Annotated in this window: 13 protein-coding genes; 10 read left to right on the top strand and 3 right to left on the bottom strand. The window is 73.7% G+C overall.

Going from position 1 to position 15,849, the window contains the following annotated elements; all coding sequences use genetic code 11:
• Positions 1-42: 42 nt before the first annotated feature.
• Positions 43-1,350, bottom strand: a complete 1,308-nt coding sequence (glyA, locus tag ACIQZN_RS03070) for a serine hydroxymethyltransferase (protein WP_403987648.1) — start codon at positions 1,348-1,350, stop codon at positions 43-45.
• A 361-nt stretch (positions 1,351-1,711) separates the two neighbouring features.
• Here glyA and ACIQZN_RS03065 point away from each other — a divergent pair, with 361 nt between their 5' ends.
• Positions 1,712-3,622, top strand: a complete 1,911-nt coding sequence (locus ACIQZN_RS03065) for a protease pro-enzyme activation domain-containing protein (protein ID WP_403987645.1) — start codon at positions 1,712-1,714, stop codon at positions 3,620-3,622.
• 81 nt (positions 3,623-3,703) lie between these two features.
• On the opposite strand, the gene ACIQZN_RS03060 is transcribed toward ACIQZN_RS03065, so the two are convergent.
• Positions 3,704-4,735: a Ku protein gene (locus tag ACIQZN_RS03060; RefSeq protein WP_403987642.1), complete on the bottom strand. Its 1,032-nt coding sequence runs from the start codon at positions 4,733-4,735 to the stop codon at positions 3,704-3,706.
• Between the two features lie 62 nt (positions 4,736-4,797).
• On the opposite strand from ACIQZN_RS03060, the gene ligD reads away from it, so the two are divergent.
• From ligD to ACIQZN_RS03015, 9 genes are all read left to right on the top strand, one after another.
• Positions 4,798-5,688, top strand: a complete 891-nt coding sequence (gene ligD, locus ACIQZN_RS03055) for a non-homologous end-joining DNA ligase (RefSeq protein WP_403987639.1) — start codon at positions 4,798-4,800, stop codon at positions 5,686-5,688.
• A 150-nt stretch (positions 5,689-5,838) separates the two neighbouring features.
• Positions 5,839-7,953: a PBS lyase gene (locus ACIQZN_RS03050; protein WP_403987636.1), complete on the top strand. Its 2,115-nt coding sequence runs from the start codon at positions 5,839-5,841 to the stop codon at positions 7,951-7,953.
• Complete coding sequence (locus ACIQZN_RS03045; protein ID WP_403987633.1) at positions 7,950-8,285, top strand: zinc-ribbon domain-containing protein; 336 nt, start codon at positions 7,950-7,952, stop codon at positions 8,283-8,285. The genes ACIQZN_RS03050 and ACIQZN_RS03045 overlap by 4 nt, the downstream gene beginning before the upstream one ends.
• A gap of 122 nt (positions 8,286-8,407) precedes the next feature.
• On the top strand, positions 8,408-9,136 hold the full coding sequence (locus ACIQZN_RS03040) for a hypothetical protein (protein WP_403987630.1): 729 nt from the start codon (positions 8,408-8,410) through the stop codon (positions 9,134-9,136).
• Positions 9,133-10,440: an ATP-binding protein gene (locus ACIQZN_RS03035; RefSeq protein WP_403987627.1), complete on the top strand. Its 1,308-nt coding sequence runs from the start codon at positions 9,133-9,135 to the stop codon at positions 10,438-10,440. The genes ACIQZN_RS03040 and ACIQZN_RS03035 overlap by 4 nt, the downstream gene beginning before the upstream one ends.
• Positions 10,441-10,502: 62 nt before the next feature.
• A complete protein-coding gene (locus tag ACIQZN_RS03030; protein WP_403987624.1) occupies positions 10,503-11,900 on the top strand; it encodes an FtsW/RodA/SpoVE family cell cycle protein in 1,398 nt (465 codons plus the stop codon).
• The gene (locus ACIQZN_RS03025; RefSeq protein ID WP_403987621.1) at positions 11,897-13,354 is read left to right on the top strand and encodes a penicillin-binding transpeptidase domain-containing protein; all 1,458 of its coding nucleotides are present in this window, start codon (positions 11,897-11,899) and stop codon (positions 13,352-13,354) included. The genes ACIQZN_RS03030 and ACIQZN_RS03025 overlap by 4 nt, the downstream gene beginning before the upstream one ends.
• 4 nt (positions 13,355-13,358) lie before the next feature.
• Positions 13,359-14,465, top strand: coding sequence for an amidase family protein (locus ACIQZN_RS03020; protein WP_403987618.1), 1,107 nt, complete (start codon positions 13,359-13,361; stop codon positions 14,463-14,465).
• Positions 14,466-14,542: 77 nt separating this feature from the next.
• Entirely contained in the window at positions 14,543-14,848 is a 306-nt protein-coding gene (locus ACIQZN_RS03015; protein WP_403987615.1) for an SCO0607 family lipoprotein, read from the top strand.
• 7 nt (positions 14,849-14,855) lie between these two features.
• Here the strand turns inward: ACIQZN_RS03015 and ACIQZN_RS03010 are convergent, their stop codons facing one another.
• Positions 14,856-15,800, bottom strand: a complete 945-nt coding sequence (locus ACIQZN_RS03010; protein WP_403987612.1) for a hypothetical protein — start codon at positions 15,798-15,800, stop codon at positions 14,856-14,858.
• Between the last annotated feature and the right edge of the window lie 49 nt (positions 15,801-15,849).

Raw genomic sequence — 15,849 nt, 5'->3', positions numbered from 1 at the left:
GCCGGACCCCCTCCGGTGCGGGGCGCTGTCGTATGCAGTGGCTCAGGCGACCGGCAGCCCCGGGGCCGGGTACGCGTCCATCAGGTCCTTCACCTCCGCGCGGACCTTCCCGATCGTGTCCTCGTCGCCCGTGCGGGCAGCCGTGATCACGCGGTCGATCCACCCCGCGATCCTGGCCATCTCCGCGACCGGGACGCCCCGCGACGTCAGCGCCGGCGTCCCCAGGCGGATGCCCGACGGGTCGAACGGCTTGCGTGGGTCGTACGGCACCGCGTTGTAGTTGGCGACGATGCCCGCCCGGTCGAGGGCCTTCGCCGCCGGCTTGCCCGGGACGCCCTTGGCCGTGAGGTCCATCAGGAGCAGGTGGTTGTCGGTGCCGCCGGAGACCAGGTCGTAGCCACGGGACGCCAACTCCTCGCCCAGCGCACGGGCGTTGGCCACCACCGCGTGGGCGTAGGCGCGGAACTCCGGGGTCGCCGCCTCCTTCAGGGCTACGCCGATCGCGGCCGTGGTCTGGTTGTGCGGGCCGCCCTGGAGGCCGGGGAAGACGGCGCGGTCCAGGGCGCGGGCGTGCTCGGCGCGGCTGAGGAGCATCGCGCCGCGCGGGCCGCGCAGGGTCTTGTGGGTGGTCGTGGAGACGACGTCCACGTGCGGCGCGGGCGAGGGGTGGGCGCCGCCCGCGACCAGGCCCGCGATGTGCGCGATGTCCGCCACCAGGACCGCGCCCACCTCGCGGGCGATCTCCGCGAAGCCCGCGAAGTCGATCGTGCGGGGCACGGCGGTGCCGCCGCAGAAGATGAGTTTCGGGCGTTCGGCGAGGGCCAGGTCGCGGACCTCGTCCAGATCGACGCGGCCGGTGTCGCGGCGCACGCCGTACTGGACGCCGTTGAACCAGGTGCCCGTGGCGGAGACGCCCCAGCCGTGCGTGAGGTGGCCGCCCATGGGCAGCGACATGCCGAGCACGGTGTCGCCGGGCTTGAGGAAGGCCAAGTAGACGGCGAGGTTGGCCGGGGAGCCCGAGTACGGCTGGACGTTGGCGTGGTCCATGGCGAAGAGGGACCGGGCGCGCTCGGCGGTCAGCGTCTCGACCTGGTCGATGACCTGCTGGCCCTCGTAGTAGCGCTTGCCGGGGTAGCCCTCGGAGTACTTGTTCTGGAGCACGGTGCCGGACGCTTCGAGCACGGCGGCGGAGACGTAGTTCTCGCTGGGGATCAGGCGCAGGGTGTCCGCCTGGAGCCGCTCCTCGGCGGCCACGAGGGCGGCGAGTTCGGGGTCGGTGGCCGCCAGGGCGGGGTGGCAGGGCTGTGCGGGTACGGACGCGGTCACGGGTTCCTCCCGGGTCGGTCGCATCGCTGCGGCGTGGACCCGGATGCCCAGGCGGACGGCTCTCCGGCATGACGCCCCCGGGCGCGCCCGGGGTGTGCCGCTCCCTCGTGGTCGATTCCACTGAGCACCCCGCGAGGAGTGCGCGCCAGTCGCGGCCCTCCGCACCTTACCGGGCGGCGGCAGCCCGAGGCGGGATGAACCCGGCCACCTCCGAGTGCACTTGGCCGAGTCTTGGTCAGTACATGCCCCCTGCATGAAGCGTTCCTCGCCAGAGTGGCGCATTACATGTGCACTTCATTCGGCACATGCTCCGTACGCGAGACCCATATCGCAGGGGGTTGTTGTTTTGATATTCAGCCGCGCCGGACGACGCGCCGGGCTGAGCATGGCAGTGACACTGCCGTTGCTCGCCGGGGCGCTCGCCCTCGGGATGCCCGACGCCAGTGCCGATGCCGGGCAAGGGGGCCGGAACGCGTTGCAGGGCACCAAACCGGCCTGGGCCACCGCCACCGCCGACCAGGGGGCCGCGTCCGACCGTACGAAGGTGTCCGTCCGGGTGCACCTGGCGGGCCGGGACGCGAAGGGCCTCGCCGCCTACGCCGCCGCCGTGTCGGATCCGGACTCGTCCTCGTACGGGAAGTTCCTGAGCCCCGCGCAGGCGCAGGCCCGGTTCGGGGCCACCCGGGAGCAGATCGAGCGGGTCAGTCAGTGGCTGAAGGCCGGTGGGCTGACGGTCACCGGGGCGAACGAGCACTATGTCTCGGCCACCGGTGACGTCGCCGCCGCCGAGAAGGCGTTCTCCACCCAGCTGCGCAACTACCGCAAGGGCAGCCGCACTTACCGAGCCCCGTCCACCACCGCCTCGGTCCCCGCCGAGCTGGGCGACGCCGTGCTGGCCGTGTCCGGTCTGGACAGCGCCCCGCACACCGCCCGCCACGACGACGTGCTGCCGCCGCCGGACGCGGTGTTCCGCAACTCCGGCCCGTTCTCCTCGTACTTCGGGTCGAAGACCGCCTCCTCGCTGCCGAAGGCGTACGGGTCGAAGGCGCCGTACGCCGTCAAGGGCTACACCGGCAAGCAGCTGCGCGCCGCGTACGGGGCCGGGAGCTACACCGGCAAGGGGGTGACCGTCGCCATCACCGACGCGTACGCCTCGCCGACCATCGCGAAGGACGCCGCCGAGTACGCGAAGCGCAACGGTGACGCCTCTTACAAGCGCGGCCAGTTGAGCCAGGTGCTGCCGGACGACTACACGAAGACCGAGGAGTGCGGCGCCTCCGGCTGGTACGGCGAGGAGACCCTCGACGTCGAGGCCGTGCACGCGGTCGCGCCCGCCGCCGACATCGTGTACGTGGGCGGCGCGTCCTGCTACGACAACGATCTGCTGGACTCGCTGAACAAGGTCGTCGACCACCGCCTCGCGGACATCGTCTCCAACTCCTGGGGCGATGTGGAGGCCAACCAGACCCCGGACCTGGCGCTCGCCTACGACCATGTGTTCCAGATGGGCGCGATCGAGGGCATCGGCTTCTACTTCTCCTCCGGTGACGCGGGCGACAACGTCGACTCGACCGGCACCAAGCAGATCGACGTCCCGTCCAACTCGGCGTGGGTGACTTCGGTCGGCGGCACCGCGCTCGCGGTCGGCAAGCACGAGAAGTACCTCTGGGAGACCGGCTGGGGCACGCTCAACGCCCCGCTGGCGAAGAACGGCCGCAGCTGGGAAGGGTTCCCCGGCGCGTACACCTCGGGCGCGGGCGGCGGCACCAGCTCCACCGTGAAGCAGCCGTTCTACCAGCGCGGCATCGTGCCCGACTCGCTGGCGCGGGCGAACGGGAAGACCCGGATGCGCACGGCCCCGGACATCGCGGCCGTCGCGGACCCGAACACCGGCTTCCTGGTCGGCCAGACCCAGACCCTGCCCGACGGTTCGCTGGGCTACGACGAGTACCGCATCGGCGGCACCTCGCTGGCGGCCCCGGTCATCGCGGGCATCCAGGCCCTGGCACAGCAGGCCCAGCGCGGCCGACCGATCGGTTTCGCCAACCCGGCGATCTACGCCCGGTACCACTCGAAGGCGTACCACGACGTGACCGACCACCCGCTGGGCGCACGCCGTGACCTGGCGGTCGTCCGGGTGGACTACGTCAACGGCGTCGACGCGGCGGACGGTCTGCGGACCACCGTGCGCAGCCTGGGCAAGGACGCCTCGCTGGCGGCCGTGCGCGGCTACGACGACGTGACCGGCGTCGGCACCCCGGCCGCCGGTTATGTGAGCTCCTACCGCCGGCGCTGACCGCCCGGCGCTGGGACGAGGCACGGGGCCGGCCACCGATCTCGGTGGACCGGCCCCCTGTCCATTCGTACGGGGCAGGCGTCAGGCCGAGGCGCGTTTGCGGGACGCCGTGCTCTTGGAACCCGTCTTCTTCGCCGTCGTCTTCTTGGCGGCCGTCTTCTTCGCGGTGCTCTTGGCGGCCGTCTTCTTGGCCGCCGGCTTGCCCGTACCGCTCGATGTGGACTTCTTGCCGCCGGTGGACTTCGGGGAAGAAGCGGACTTCTTGGCGGCGGCGCCGCCGGACGACTTGCGGTCCGCCAGGGACGTCACGTCCGCCACGGAGTCCTCGTCCTCGCCCCGGGCCTCCTTCGCCGCCTTGACGCTGCTCTCCAGCGCGGCGAGCAGATCGATGACCTTGCCGCCCCCCTTCGCGCCCTTCTCGGCCGGCTCCGGGGCCTCGCCCGACGCCTTCGCGGCGATCAGCTCCTCGACCGCTTCCCGGTAGTCGTCGTGCAGCGAGTCCATGTCGACCTCGCCGAGGGTGTCCATCAGGGCGTCCGCGAGGTCCAGCTCCGCATCGCGCACCGTCACGTCGGACTCCGGGGCGACGCCCTCGGGGGCCCGGATCTCGTCCGGCCAGAGCAGCCCGTGCATGGCGATCACGTCGTCCACGACCCGGAGCATGCCGAGCCGCTCGCGCCCGCGCAGCGCGTACTTGGCGAGGGCCACCTTCCGGCTCCGCTTCAGGGCCTCGCGCAGCAGGGTGTACGGCTTGGCCGCCGGGACCCCGTTGGCGGAGAGGTAGTAGGCCGCGTCCATCTGGAGCGGGTCGATCGCGTCGGCCGGGACGAAGGCCACGATCTCGATGGTCTTCGCGGTGGGCAGCGGCAGCTGGCTCAGATCCTCGTCGGTGATGGGGATCATGCTGCCGTCGGCGTCCTCGTACGCCTTGCCGATCTCGGCGGACGGCACCTCCTCCCCGTCCAGCTCGCACACCTTGCGGTAGCGGATGCGTCCGCCGTCCTCGACGTGGACCTGCCGGAACGAGATCGAGTGGTTCTCGGTGGCGTTGACCAGCTTGATCGGGATGCTGACCAGCCCGAAGGAGATGGCGCCGTTCCAGATGGATCTCACCGGTTCACCCCTTGCATCCGTGGATACGGAGAAAGATGCGTTTTGCGTGTGATTCTTATCGTATGACGCCGATCACCGAGGTGGAGGGGCGACGGCTGTCCCTGAGCAATCTGGACAAGGTGCTGTATCCGGCCACCGGCACCACGAAGGGCGAGGTGCTGCACTATTACGCGGCCACGGCTTCCGGGGTGCTCCTCGCGCATCTGCGGGACCGGCCGGTGTCCTTCCTGCGCTATCCGGACGGGCCGGAGGGCCAGCTGTTCTTCACCAAGAACCCGCCGCCCGGTACTCCGTCCTGGGTACGCCGGGCCCCGGTGCCGCACCGCGAGAGCGAGCCGTCCGAACAGGTGGTCGTGCAGGATCTGGCCTCGCTGATGTGGGCCGCCAACCTCGTCGTGGAGTTCCACACCCCGCAGTGGCGGGCCGAGACCCCCGCGGTGGCCGACCGGCTGGTCTTCGACCTGGACCCGGGGGCGCCCGCCACGGTGGTCGAGTGCTGCCGGGTCGCGCTGTGGCTGCGGGAGCGGCTGGCCGAGGACGGCCTGACGGCGTACGGGAAGACCTCGGGCGCCAAGGGCCTGCATCTGCTGGTGCCGATCGTCCCGACGGACTCGGCGGCGGTGTCGGCGTACGCGAAGGGCCTCGCCGTCCGCGCGGAGAAGGAGCTCGCGGAGCTGGTGGTGCACCGGATGCGGAAGGCGCTGCGGCCGGGCAAGGTCTTCGTCGACTTCAGCCAGAACGCCGCCGCGAAGACCACCGCCACGCCCTACACCCTGCGCGCCCGCGCCGAGCCGGCCGTTTCGGCGCCGGTCACCTGGGCGGAGATCGAGGGCTGCCGCTCCCCCGGCGATCTGGTGTTTCTGGCGGACGGCATGGCGGCGCGGCTCGACCGGCACGGCGATCTGCTGGCCCCGCTGTGCGACCCGAAAGCGGGACGGCCGCTTCCGGACTGACCGTACGCACCCCGCCCCGCCTTTACCGTACGCACGCGACTCTTGTCATGTCACAGGGCAAAAGCGCGCCGGGCATGGTCGGATCGTCCGAGCCGTGGTGCACACTCTGCGCAGACACTGCGTGTGTGACGTCGGCGGGGAGGCGATGGCGTGTTCGCGGGGATCGAAGAGGTCGACTGGGCCTCGATGGAACATGCCTACGGACCGGCGGACGACGTGCCGGCGCTGCTGCGGGGGCTGGCCTCCGCCGATCCGGTCGAGCGCGAACAGGCGCTGGACGGGATGTACGGGGCGGTGCACCACCAGGGGGACGTCTATCCGTGCACGCTGGCCTGCATCCCCTTCCTCTTCGAGCTGGTCGCCGATCCCTGGGTGCCGGACCGGGGCGACATAGTCGAGTTACTGACCAGCATCGGCGGCATCGACCTCGGCAAGGACGACGAGGAGGAGCTCGACGAGGACGAGGCGGAGGACGCCGCCAATTACGCGATGGCCGCGGCGGCCGTCTCCGCAGGCGCCGGGGTCTTCTTCGCGCTGCTGGCCGACGAGGACCCGGGTGTCCGGCTGAGCGCCCCGGTCGCGCTGGCCGCCCTGCACGACGACCCGGCCAGGGTGCTGGCCCTGCTGCGGGCGCGGCTGGCGGCGGAGCGGGACGAGGAGGTGCGGCTCGCCCTGATCGAGGCGGCGGGGCGGCTCGCCCTGCGCCACCGGCCGCTGGCCGGTGCGGTCGCCGACTGGCTCGGCCGGCTGGCGCGCGACGCCGGCCCGCCGGGGCTGCGACTCGCGGCCCTGGCCCAGCTGGCGCGCTGCGCCCCGGGTTCGCTGCCCGGCGATGTGGTGCCCCTGGTGACGGGCCTGCTGGGCCGGCCGCGCACCTCGCCCGCCGGCCCCGGCGGCACCCGGCCGCGCCCCGTCGAACCACCCGCCCCCGGCGCCGAGGCGGCCCCGCTGACCCTGCGGGGGCAGGTGCGGGCGCTGTCCGCCGAGGAGATGGCGGGGCGGGCCGCGCCCTGGACCGCCGATCTGCTGCGCACGCTGCACGACGGGCTCGACGACCGGGTCGCCGAACGGGCGGCCCTCCTGGCCGAACAGCTGAGGAGCCCCGACCCCGGGCAGCGCGTCGACGCCGTCCGCATGAGCGACCGGCTGATCGGCGGCTGGCGGGGCCCGTACGCGGAGCTGGTGCGGCTGCTGGGCGAGCAGCTGGCCGCGCCCGAGCCGAGGCTCGCCGAGGCCGCCTCGCAGCTGCTGGAGGGGCTGTTCGGGCTGGCCGCCCCGGCGGCGGACGCGCTGGCGGAGCGGGTGGCGGCGGACCCCGGGGCCTGGGTGCGGACCCGGCCGGACGGGCGGACCCGGCTGGGCAGCGCGGTGACCGCCCTGGCTCGGCTCGGCGACCCGCGCGCCCTGCCGGCCCTGACGGCGGCCCTCGCCCATCCCCTGGTGCCGTCCGAGGTGGGGCCCGGGATCGCGCGGCTCGGCGAGGCGGCCCGGCCGCTGACCGGTGCGCTGCGGCAGCGGCTGGGCGAGGCGGTGCTCGACGAGGGGGCGTACGACCGGGCGGGCCCGCTGCTGGGCGCGCTCACCGCGCTCCGGGCGGGCGAGGCGGCCCCGGAGGTGCTGCGGGTGCTGCGCGGGGCCCAGGAGCCCGGGAGCGACTTACTACGGACGGCGGCGCTGCGGGCGCTCGCCGCCTTCGGGCCTGCCGCGCGCTGCGCCGTGCCGGAGCTGCGGGCCCTGCTGCGGCGGACCGGCACGGTGGAGGCGGCCGAGGCGGCGGGCGCGCTGTGGGCGGTGGAGGGGGACGCCGACGCGGTGCTGCCCACGCTGATCGCGGGGCTGGCCGCCTGGGACCTGGACGCGCGGCATGCGGCGGTGGGCGTGGTGGGGCGGCTCGGTGGTCGGGCGGCGGCGGGCGCACCCCGGCTGCGGGAGCTGCTGCGTGACGGGAACCTGTGGTTGCGGGTGGACGCGGCGACCGCTCTGTGGGAGGTTTCCGGTCGTGCCGAGGAGTCCGTCCCGGTGCTGCTGGCCGCCTGGGGGCAGAACCACCGGGTCCGGGTCCGGGTGGCGGAATGCCTGGCGCGGATGCGGCCGGCTGGTGCAGGGTCGGACGCGGCACGTGTGCTGCTCGCTGAGCTCACCTCCGTACGCCGTCACAACGCGCCGGAAGGCGCCTACGGCAGCCACGACACGTACACCGACGAAAAGCTGCTGGCGCTCTGCCGCCGGGCGCTCCCGGGGAACACGGGGAAGGAACCGACATGATCATTTTCGGCACGCGAGGATATCTGTACCAGCTGGCGATCCTGACGCTGGTCTGCGGCTGGTGCGGGAACCCGGCGGCGCACACGCTGCGCAAGCGGGTCACGAAGTTCACGCTGTTCTTCGTGCCGCTGTTCCCGATCTCCACCTCGTACGCCACGCAGTGCACGTTCTGCGGCGGCGAGCAGCGGATAGCGAAGGACCAGGCCGAGCAGCTGCTGGCCCAGCAAGCGGCCTCGCAGGGCGGAAACCCGTACGGCCAGGCGCCGCAGCAGGGTTACGCGCCGGGCGCCTCGGGGCCCTCGGGGCAGGGGCAGAACCCGTACCAGCAGTAGCGGGCGCCACCCTGACCGCGCATCAGCACTAAATACACATAAGAGACTTCCTTCCGAATAAGGTCGGCAGGGCCGGTCCGTCCGCCCGCCCGTCCGTCCGTCCGCCGGAAACGGAGGAAGTCATGCGTCTGCGGCTGCCCGCCCTGGCGACCCTGGGGGTCGTGCTGCTGACCGGCTGCGGCACCGGCGGGGAGCTGCGCAGCGCCGGGCGGACTCCGCCCGCGAACGGCCCGGTGCGGCTGTGGCCGACGCTCCCGCCGGCCTCCGCCGCCCCCTACGACTACGGCGAGGGCGAGACCGCGCGCATCCCCGGCATCCGGGTCACCGCCGGCGATGTGCGCCGGCTCGACCCGGTGGCGGTGGTGCGGGCGGGCCTGAAGGTGCCGCCGGAACGGGCCGGCGAGGGCGGGGAGCTGCCGGCCCGGACCGTGGCACTGGTCGAGGCCTGCCGGTCGGCGCCCCGGACCTGCCCGGTGCTGCCGCCGTACTTCCGGGACCTGACGGGCGACGGCCGGGACGAGATGGTCCTCGCGGTCCGGATGCCGGGCCGCCAGCTGTCCGTACGGGTCTACATGCCGGAGTCCGGCGGGCTGACCCGGATCATGTCCACCTCGGACGCGGTCCTCAGCGTCCAGCTGGCCGGGCGCGACCTCATCATGCGGGCGCCGTCGGCGATCACGGGGTACGAGTACCGCACGGCCTGGTCCTGGGACGGCCGGCAGCGGGCGATGCTCCCGACGCAGGACGAGATCCTGCGCACCCGGGACGGCGGGCGGCGGACGCCGGTGCCGCGCCCCTCCGCCCCGCGCGCGCCCCGGCCCACGGCCTCCCTGTCGGCGGAGCGCCGGTGAGCCGCCGGGCGGAGGCCTCGCGGCGGCGCTCGCGGCCGCGGCTTCCGGCCTGGACGGCGACGCTGACCTGGAAGGCCGCGGTGTTCATCACCGTGATGTGCTGCGTGCTCGCCGCGCTCCTCGGCGTCCTGGTGCACACCGCGGTCACCCGGCAGACCGTCGGCCACGCCCGCGAGAAGTCCCTCGCCCGGCTGACCGAAGTGACGGCCGCCTTCGAGGCGGGCGAGGCGCTGCCGCCGCGTTCCGGGGTGGACCCGCCGGGGCTCCCCGGTCCGTTGCGGGCGCTGGCGGCGGGCGGGCGGCGGGGCACGATGACCGGGCGGCTGCGGGGGCGTCCGGTGATGTGGGCGGCGGCCCCGGCGGACGGCGGGCAGGCGCTGGCGACGTGGACCGACTACAGCCAGAGCGCCCGCACCATCAACGGCCTGGACGGCGCGATCATCGGCTCCTCGGTGCTGGCGATCGGCGCCACGCTGCTGGTCGGCGCCTTCGCGGTCACCCGGGTCACCCGGCGGCTGCACCAGACCGCGCGGGTGGCCCGGCGGATCGGCGCGGGCGACCTGGACGCCCGGGTGGACGACCCGCGCACGGCGGACCCGTCGCGGCGGCAGGACGAGGTCGCCGTCGTCGCCGGGGCGCTGGACACCATGGCCTCGGCGCTCCAGCGCAAGCTCCAGGCGGAACAGCGGTTCACCGCGGACGTGGCGCACGAGCTGCGGACCCCGCTGACCGGCCTGTCCGCCGCCGCCGAGCTGCTGCCGCCGGGCCGCCCGTCCGAGCTGGTGCAGGACCGGGCCCGGGCCCTGCGCGCCCTGACCGAGGACCTGCTGGAGATCTCGCGGCTGGACGCCCGGACCGAGCACGTGGACCTGGACGCCCATGAACTGGCCCCGCTCGCCGCCCGGGTGGCGCGGGGCACGGACACCCGGGTCGAGGTCACCGGGGAGCCCGTGCGCGTCGTGACGGACCGGCGGCGCCTGGAACGCGTCCTGGGCAACCTGATCAGCAACGCCCACCGGCACGGCGGGCCGCCCGTGGTGCTCACCGTCGACGGGCCCGTGGTGACCGTGCGGGACCACGGCGACGGCTTCCCGGAATACCTGACGGCGGGCGGCCCGCAGCGCTTCCGCACCGAGGGCGGCGGCAAGGGGCACGGCCTCGGGCTGACCATCGCGGCCGGCCAGGCCGAGGTGATGGGCGCGGCGCTCACCTTCGGCAACGCGCCGGACGGCGGCGCGGTGGCCCGGCTGACGCTGCCCCGGTACGTACGCCCGGAGGGCGGAGGCGCTCACGAAGGGCCCTGAGCCGCCCCGTACGCGCCGCGACATAACCGACATAACACCCGTGTCTTGCTACGTTGCGGAGCATGACCGCATCGACGGCGGACGCACCCCCGCCCGAGCTGCGCCTGCCCCGGCGGCGCGGCGTGGAACTCTCGCTCCTCATCGGGGCCGTCCTGATCTCCGTCTACGGCTACGCCGCGGTCGGGCTCGCGCACGACGACGCGGTCCCGCCCGATGTCGCGGGCTACGGCGGCGGTCTCGGGCTGCTGGCCCTGCTCGCGCATCTCGCGGTGCGGTTCCGCGCCCCGTACGCCGATCCGCTGCTGCTGCCCATCGCCGTGCTGCTCAACGGGATCGGGCTGGTGCTGATCTACCGGCTGGACCTGGAGACCCCGGGCGACCGGGCGGCGACGACGCAGCTGATCTGGTCCACGATCGGCGTCGCGTTCTTCATCGCGGTCGTGGTGTTCCTGCGCGACCACCGGTTCCTCCAGCGGTACGCGTATGTGTCGGTGGCGGCCGCGCTGGTCCTGATGATCGTGCCGATCTTCTTCCCGGCGGTGAACGGGGCGAAGATCTGGATCCGGATCGGCGGCTTCTCCTTCCAGCCCGGCGAGTTCGCCAAGATCCTGCTCGCGGTGTTCTTCGCCGCCTATCTCGCGGCGAACAGCAACGCCCTCGCGTACACCGGCCGCAAGGTCTGGAAGTTCCAGCTGCCCACCGGGCGGGTGCTCGGCCCGATCGTGGCGATCTGGCTGCTCAGCGTCGGCGTGCTGGTCCTGGAACGCGATCTGGGCACCTCTCTGCTGTTCTTCGGCCTCTTCGTGATCCTGCTGTACGTGGCGACCGGGCGCCGGGGCTGGATCGCGGTGGGGCTGCTGCTCGCGGCGGTCGGCGCGTTCGTCGTGGGCTCGTTCGAACCGCATGTGCACAGCAGGGTGCAGGACTGGCTCGATCCGTTCGCCTCGATCGACGCCGGACGCGGTCCTGGGCAGCTCGCCCAGTCGTTGTTCGCCTTCGCGGCCGGCGGGATGCTCGGTACGGGGCTGGGGCTCGGCCACTCCGTGCTCATCGGGTTCGCCGCGAAGTCCGACTTCATCCTGGCGACGGCGGGCGAGGAGCTGGGGTACGCGGGGCTGACCGCGCTCTTCATGCTGTACGCGCTGCTGGTGGCGCGCGGCTTCCGGGCGGGGCTCTCGCTGCGCGACGCCTTCGGGCGGCTGCTCTCGATCGGCCTCGCCTCGATCCTGGCGCTCCAGGTCTTCGTGATCGCCGGCGGGGTGATGGGGCTGATCCCGCTGACCGGGATGGCGATGCCGTTCCTGGCGCAGGGCGGTTCGTCCGTGGTCACCAACTGGATCATCGTGGCGCTGCTGATCCGGGTCAGCGATCTCGCCCGCAGGCCCGCGCCGGACGAGGTGGAGACGGGCATCGTGGCGTCGGTCCCGGCGGCCCTCCCCGATGAGGAGGACGGGCGGTGATCCGCTACATCCGGCACGCCGCCGCGTTCTGCCTGCTGCTGCTCGTGGCGCTGCTGGCCAACGCCGCCCGGGTCCAGGTCTTCGAGGCCGACGCGCTGGACGACAACCCGGCCAACCGCCGCAACACCATCGCCCGTTACGACCAGGCGCGCGGCAACATCCTGGTCGACGGGCGGCCCGTGACCGGCTCGAAGAACACCGGCGAGCAGCTCGCCTACGAGCGGACCTACCGCTACGGGCCGCTGTACGCGCCGGTGACCGGGTACGCCTCGCAGACGTACGGCACCACCCTCATCGAGAACGCTGAGGACGGGATCCTCGCCGGCACCGACCCGCTGCTCGCCCCGGTCCCCCTGTGGGGCGAGGTGAGCCGGAGCCAGCAGCCGGGCGGGGACGTCGTGACCACGGTCCGGGACGCGATGCAGCGTGCCGCGTACGAGGGTCTGGGCAACCGGCGGGGCGCCGTCGCCGCCGTCGAGCCGTCGACCGGGCGCATCCTGGCCCTGGTCTCGACGCCGTCGTACGACCCCGAGCGGCTGTCCGGGACCGGCGCGTCCGTCACCGGTGCCTGGCGGGAGCTGAACGACGCGGAGAGCCGGCCCATGCTCAACCGGGCGATCCGGCAGACCTATCCGCCGGGCTCCGCGTTCAAGATCGTGACGGCGGCGGCCGCGCTGGACGCGGAGGTCGTCACCGATCCGGACGAGGAGACCGACACCCCGTCCCCGTACGTCCTGCCGGGCACCTCGACCGTGCTGCCCAACGAGTCGCGCGGCTGCGAGAAGGCGTCGCTCGCGGACGCGATCCGGGTCTCCTGCAACACCGTGATGGCGCACCTCGGCGTACAGGTCGGGCTCGACGGGATGGTGGACGCGGCCGAGCGGTTCGGCTTCAACGACACCGGGCTGAAGATCCCGTCCGGGGTGGCGAAGAGCAACTTCGACACGGAGATGAGCGACGACCAGCTGGCGCAGTCCTCGATCGGCCAGTTCGACACCACCGCGACCCCGCTCCAGATGGCGATGGTCGCCGCGGCCGTCGCCAACGGCGGGGAGCTGATGTATCCGCACCTCGTGGAGCGGACGACCAAGCACGACGGGGCCACCGTCCGCACCACGGGGTCGACGTCGTACCACCGGGCGATGAACCCGATGACGGCGACGCAGCTGCGGCAGATGATGGTGGACGTCGTCCAGGACGGCACGGGCACGAACGCGGCGATCGACGGGGCGACGGTCGGCGGCAAGACCGGCACCGCCCAGCACGGCGTCGACAACTCCGACCTGCCGTACGCCTGGTTCATCTCCTGGGCACAGGCCGACGGCGCGGCCCGGCCGGCCGTGGCGGTCGCCGTGGTCGTGGAGGACGCCGAGGCCGACCGCGCCGACATCAGCGGCGGCGGCAGCGCGGCCCCGATCGCCCGTGCCGTGATGGAGGCGGCCCTGGAAGACTGAGCCCATGGCCGCTTCCGGAGACACGCACGGGGAACTGCGCGCGGTGCTCGCCTCGATCGACCGCGAGGACCCCGGGCTCCGTGCCTTCCTCGACGTCTGGCCCGAGGACGCGCTCGCCCGGCTCCCCGCCGCGTCCCGGCTCCCGCTGGCCGGGCTCCCCTTCGCGGTGAAGGGCCCCACCGGCCTCCGCTCGTACGCGGCGCGGCGGCTGATCGCGGCGGGCGGTGTCCCGGTCGGCTCGACCTCCGTGCCCGGTCCGGGGACGTACTGGCAGACGTGGGGCCTCGGGCGGCACGGCCGTACGGTCAACCCCTGGCGCCCGGACCGGACCCCGGGCGGTTCGTCGGCGGGCTCGGCGGCGGCGGTCGCGGCGGGCCTGGTGCCGCTGGCGACGGGCAGCGACGGGGCGGGGTCGGTGCGCATCCCGGCCGCCTGGTGCGGGGTGTTCGGCCTGAAGACGACGAACGGGCTGCTGCCCTCGCCGGACCGGTCGGGGCTCGCGTCGGCCGGGGTGCTGGCGGCGTCGGCGGCCGAGGCGGAGGCGTATCTGCGCTGCGTGCTGGACGGGTACGCGTGTGTTTCGCCGGTGCTGCCGCTGTCCGCCGCCTTCAGCCCGGACCTGGGCTTCGCGGAGACCGAGCCGGAGGTGGCGGCCGTGGTGCGGGGCGCGGTGCGGCGGCTTGAGGCGGCCGGGGTCGTGCGGCTCACCGGGGGCTTCGATTTGCTGGACCCGGCGGCGGCATGGCTGGCGGTGCGGGGCGGGGACGTACGGCCCACGGAGGCGGAGGTGCGCGCGGAGAACGACCGCCGTCTGGACGCCTTCTTCGCCCGGACGCCCCTGCTCCTGACCCCGGTCACGCCCAACCGCCCACACGGGCACGAGGGCCCGGGCGACACCTTCTCGACCGCACTGACCTGGGCGTTCAACCTGAGCGGGCATCCGGCGGCGAGCGTCCCCGCCGGGTTCACCGGGGACGGCTGCCCGGTGGGGCTCCAGCTGGTGGCCGCCCGGGGTCGGGACGCGGAACTCCTGGGCGCGGCGGGGGCGGTGGAGCGGGCGCTGTGGGGGCCGGGTGCGCCGTTCGCCCACGTACGCGGACCTCGTGGATGAGTACGTGTACTCAGGGCGGTCCGGTGCCCGGGACGGCAGCCTGGACTCCGACAGCCACCCCCTGAAGGAGTGTCACGATGCGTACGACCAGCCGTCCCCGATCCCTGCGGACCACCGCCGCCCTCGCCGCCGGCAGTGCGGTGTTCGCGCTGCTCACGTCCGCCTGCTCGACGGCGGACGCGGTGTGCTCCGGCGGCGAGTACCCGGTGCTGTACGTCGGCAGCACGGGCGGCGCGTGCGTGAAGGACGGCGAGGAGCCGCCCAAGGGGTACGCCCGCTACCCGGAGGGCAAGGTCCCGGAGCACGTGGACGACAAGTGGTGGACGTACTGGAACGAGCACAGCCTCGACAAGGACGGGAACATCATCGAGGTCTCGCAGTAACGGCCGGTCAGCCGGCCGCCCCCGCCCCGATCGGCTCGCGCATCTCCTTGCGGACCTGCGCGGCCTGGCGTGCCGCCTCGGCGAGGTCGACCTTGTCCGGGTCCTGGAGCGCGGTCTCCTCGGTGACGACGGCGACGAAGGAGGCGGTGTTGTCGTCGCCCCAGGCGCACATGGGCAGGGTGCTGGTGACGCCCCCGTCCTCGGAGCGGACGACCTCGCAGGCGACGGTGATCCCGTAGCCCGCGGGCGTGAACTCCCGCGCGGGCACCGCCACGGTCATCCCCTCGGCCTCGGCGGCCCCCTTGAGGATCGTGTCGCGGGAGAACTCGGGCTTCTTGATACGCCCCCACATCCCGGAGACGATCAGCGTCCCGCCGTCCTTCGACGTGTACTGCGTCACCACGGCCTTGGGGTCGCGGATGGTCGGGTCGTACGTCTCCTCGATGTCCTTGCCGTCCGTCGCCGAGGTGTCGGCCTGAAGGGTGTAGTCGCCCTCAAGCAGCGTCTTCGGCACGGTGAGCCTGTACTCGGCCGCCGGAAACCCGTCGGACCCGTCGGACCCGTCGGACCCGTCGGACCCGTCGGACCCGTCGGACCCGTCGGACCCGTCGGCTCGGTCGGCCCCGCCGGCCACCGGCAGCTTGTCGTCGGCCTTGTCCCCGAGCTGTACGACGCCGAAGACGACGCCGCCCGCCACCAGGAGCGCCCCGGCGACGACCGCCGCGATCACCCCGGGCCGGGTCCGCCGGCCCGGCGGGAACCCGGGCCCGCCGGGCGGAGCCCCCCACGGCTGGGGCGCGGCGCCCTGCGGGGCGCCCCACGGCTGGGGCGCGGGCCCCTGCGGGGCTCCCCAGGGCTGCTGTTGGGCGTACGGGTTCGGCTGGGGCTGCGGCGGGCCGTAGGGGCCCGGGGGTGCACCGTAAGGGTCCTGCGGCGGCGGGGGCATGCTCATGCCGCACAAGCTACGGCATGCCCCCGCACCGCCTTCCGGGGCCTGCCCG

It is taken from the genome of Streptomyces sp. NPDC097595 (genome assembly GCF_044761525.1).
Classification (GTDB): domain Bacteria; phylum Actinomycetota; class Actinomycetes; order Streptomycetales; family Streptomycetaceae; genus Streptomyces; species Streptomyces drozdowiczii_A.
Note: the sequence above shows the minus strand (reverse complement) of the source record. Positions and strands in the feature narration are given on the sequence as shown.

Bases quoted from the DNA above. Each gene is read 5' to 3' on its own strand.
- glyA (WP_403987648.1), bottom strand. From the start codon at position 1,350: ATGCGACCGACCCGGGAGGAACCCGTGACCGCGTCCGTACCCGCACAG.
- ACIQZN_RS03065 (WP_403987645.1), top strand. From the start codon at position 1,712: ATGGCAGTGACACTGCCGTTGCTCGCCGGGGCGCTCGCCCTCGGGATG.
- ligD (WP_403987639.1), top strand. From the start codon at position 4,798: ATGACGCCGATCACCGAGGTGGAGGGGCGACGGCTGTCCCTGAGCAAT.
- ACIQZN_RS03045 (WP_403987633.1), top strand. From the start codon at position 7,950: ATGATCATTTTCGGCACGCGAGGATATCTGTACCAGCTGGCGATCCTG.
- ACIQZN_RS03040 (WP_403987630.1), top strand. From the start codon at position 8,408: ATGCGTCTGCGGCTGCCCGCCCTGGCGACCCTGGGGGTCGTGCTGCTG.
- ACIQZN_RS03030 (WP_403987624.1), top strand. From the start codon at position 10,503: ATGACCGCATCGACGGCGGACGCACCCCCGCCCGAGCTGCGCCTGCCC.
- ACIQZN_RS03020 (WP_403987618.1), top strand. From the start codon at position 13,359: ATGGCCGCTTCCGGAGACACGCACGGGGAACTGCGCGCGGTGCTCGCC.
- ACIQZN_RS03015 (WP_403987615.1), top strand. From the start codon at position 14,543: ATGCGTACGACCAGCCGTCCCCGATCCCTGCGGACCACCGCCGCCCTC.
- ACIQZN_RS03010 (WP_403987612.1), bottom strand. From the start codon at position 15,800: ATGAGCATGCCCCCGCCGCCGCAGGACCCTTACGGTGCACCCCCGGGC.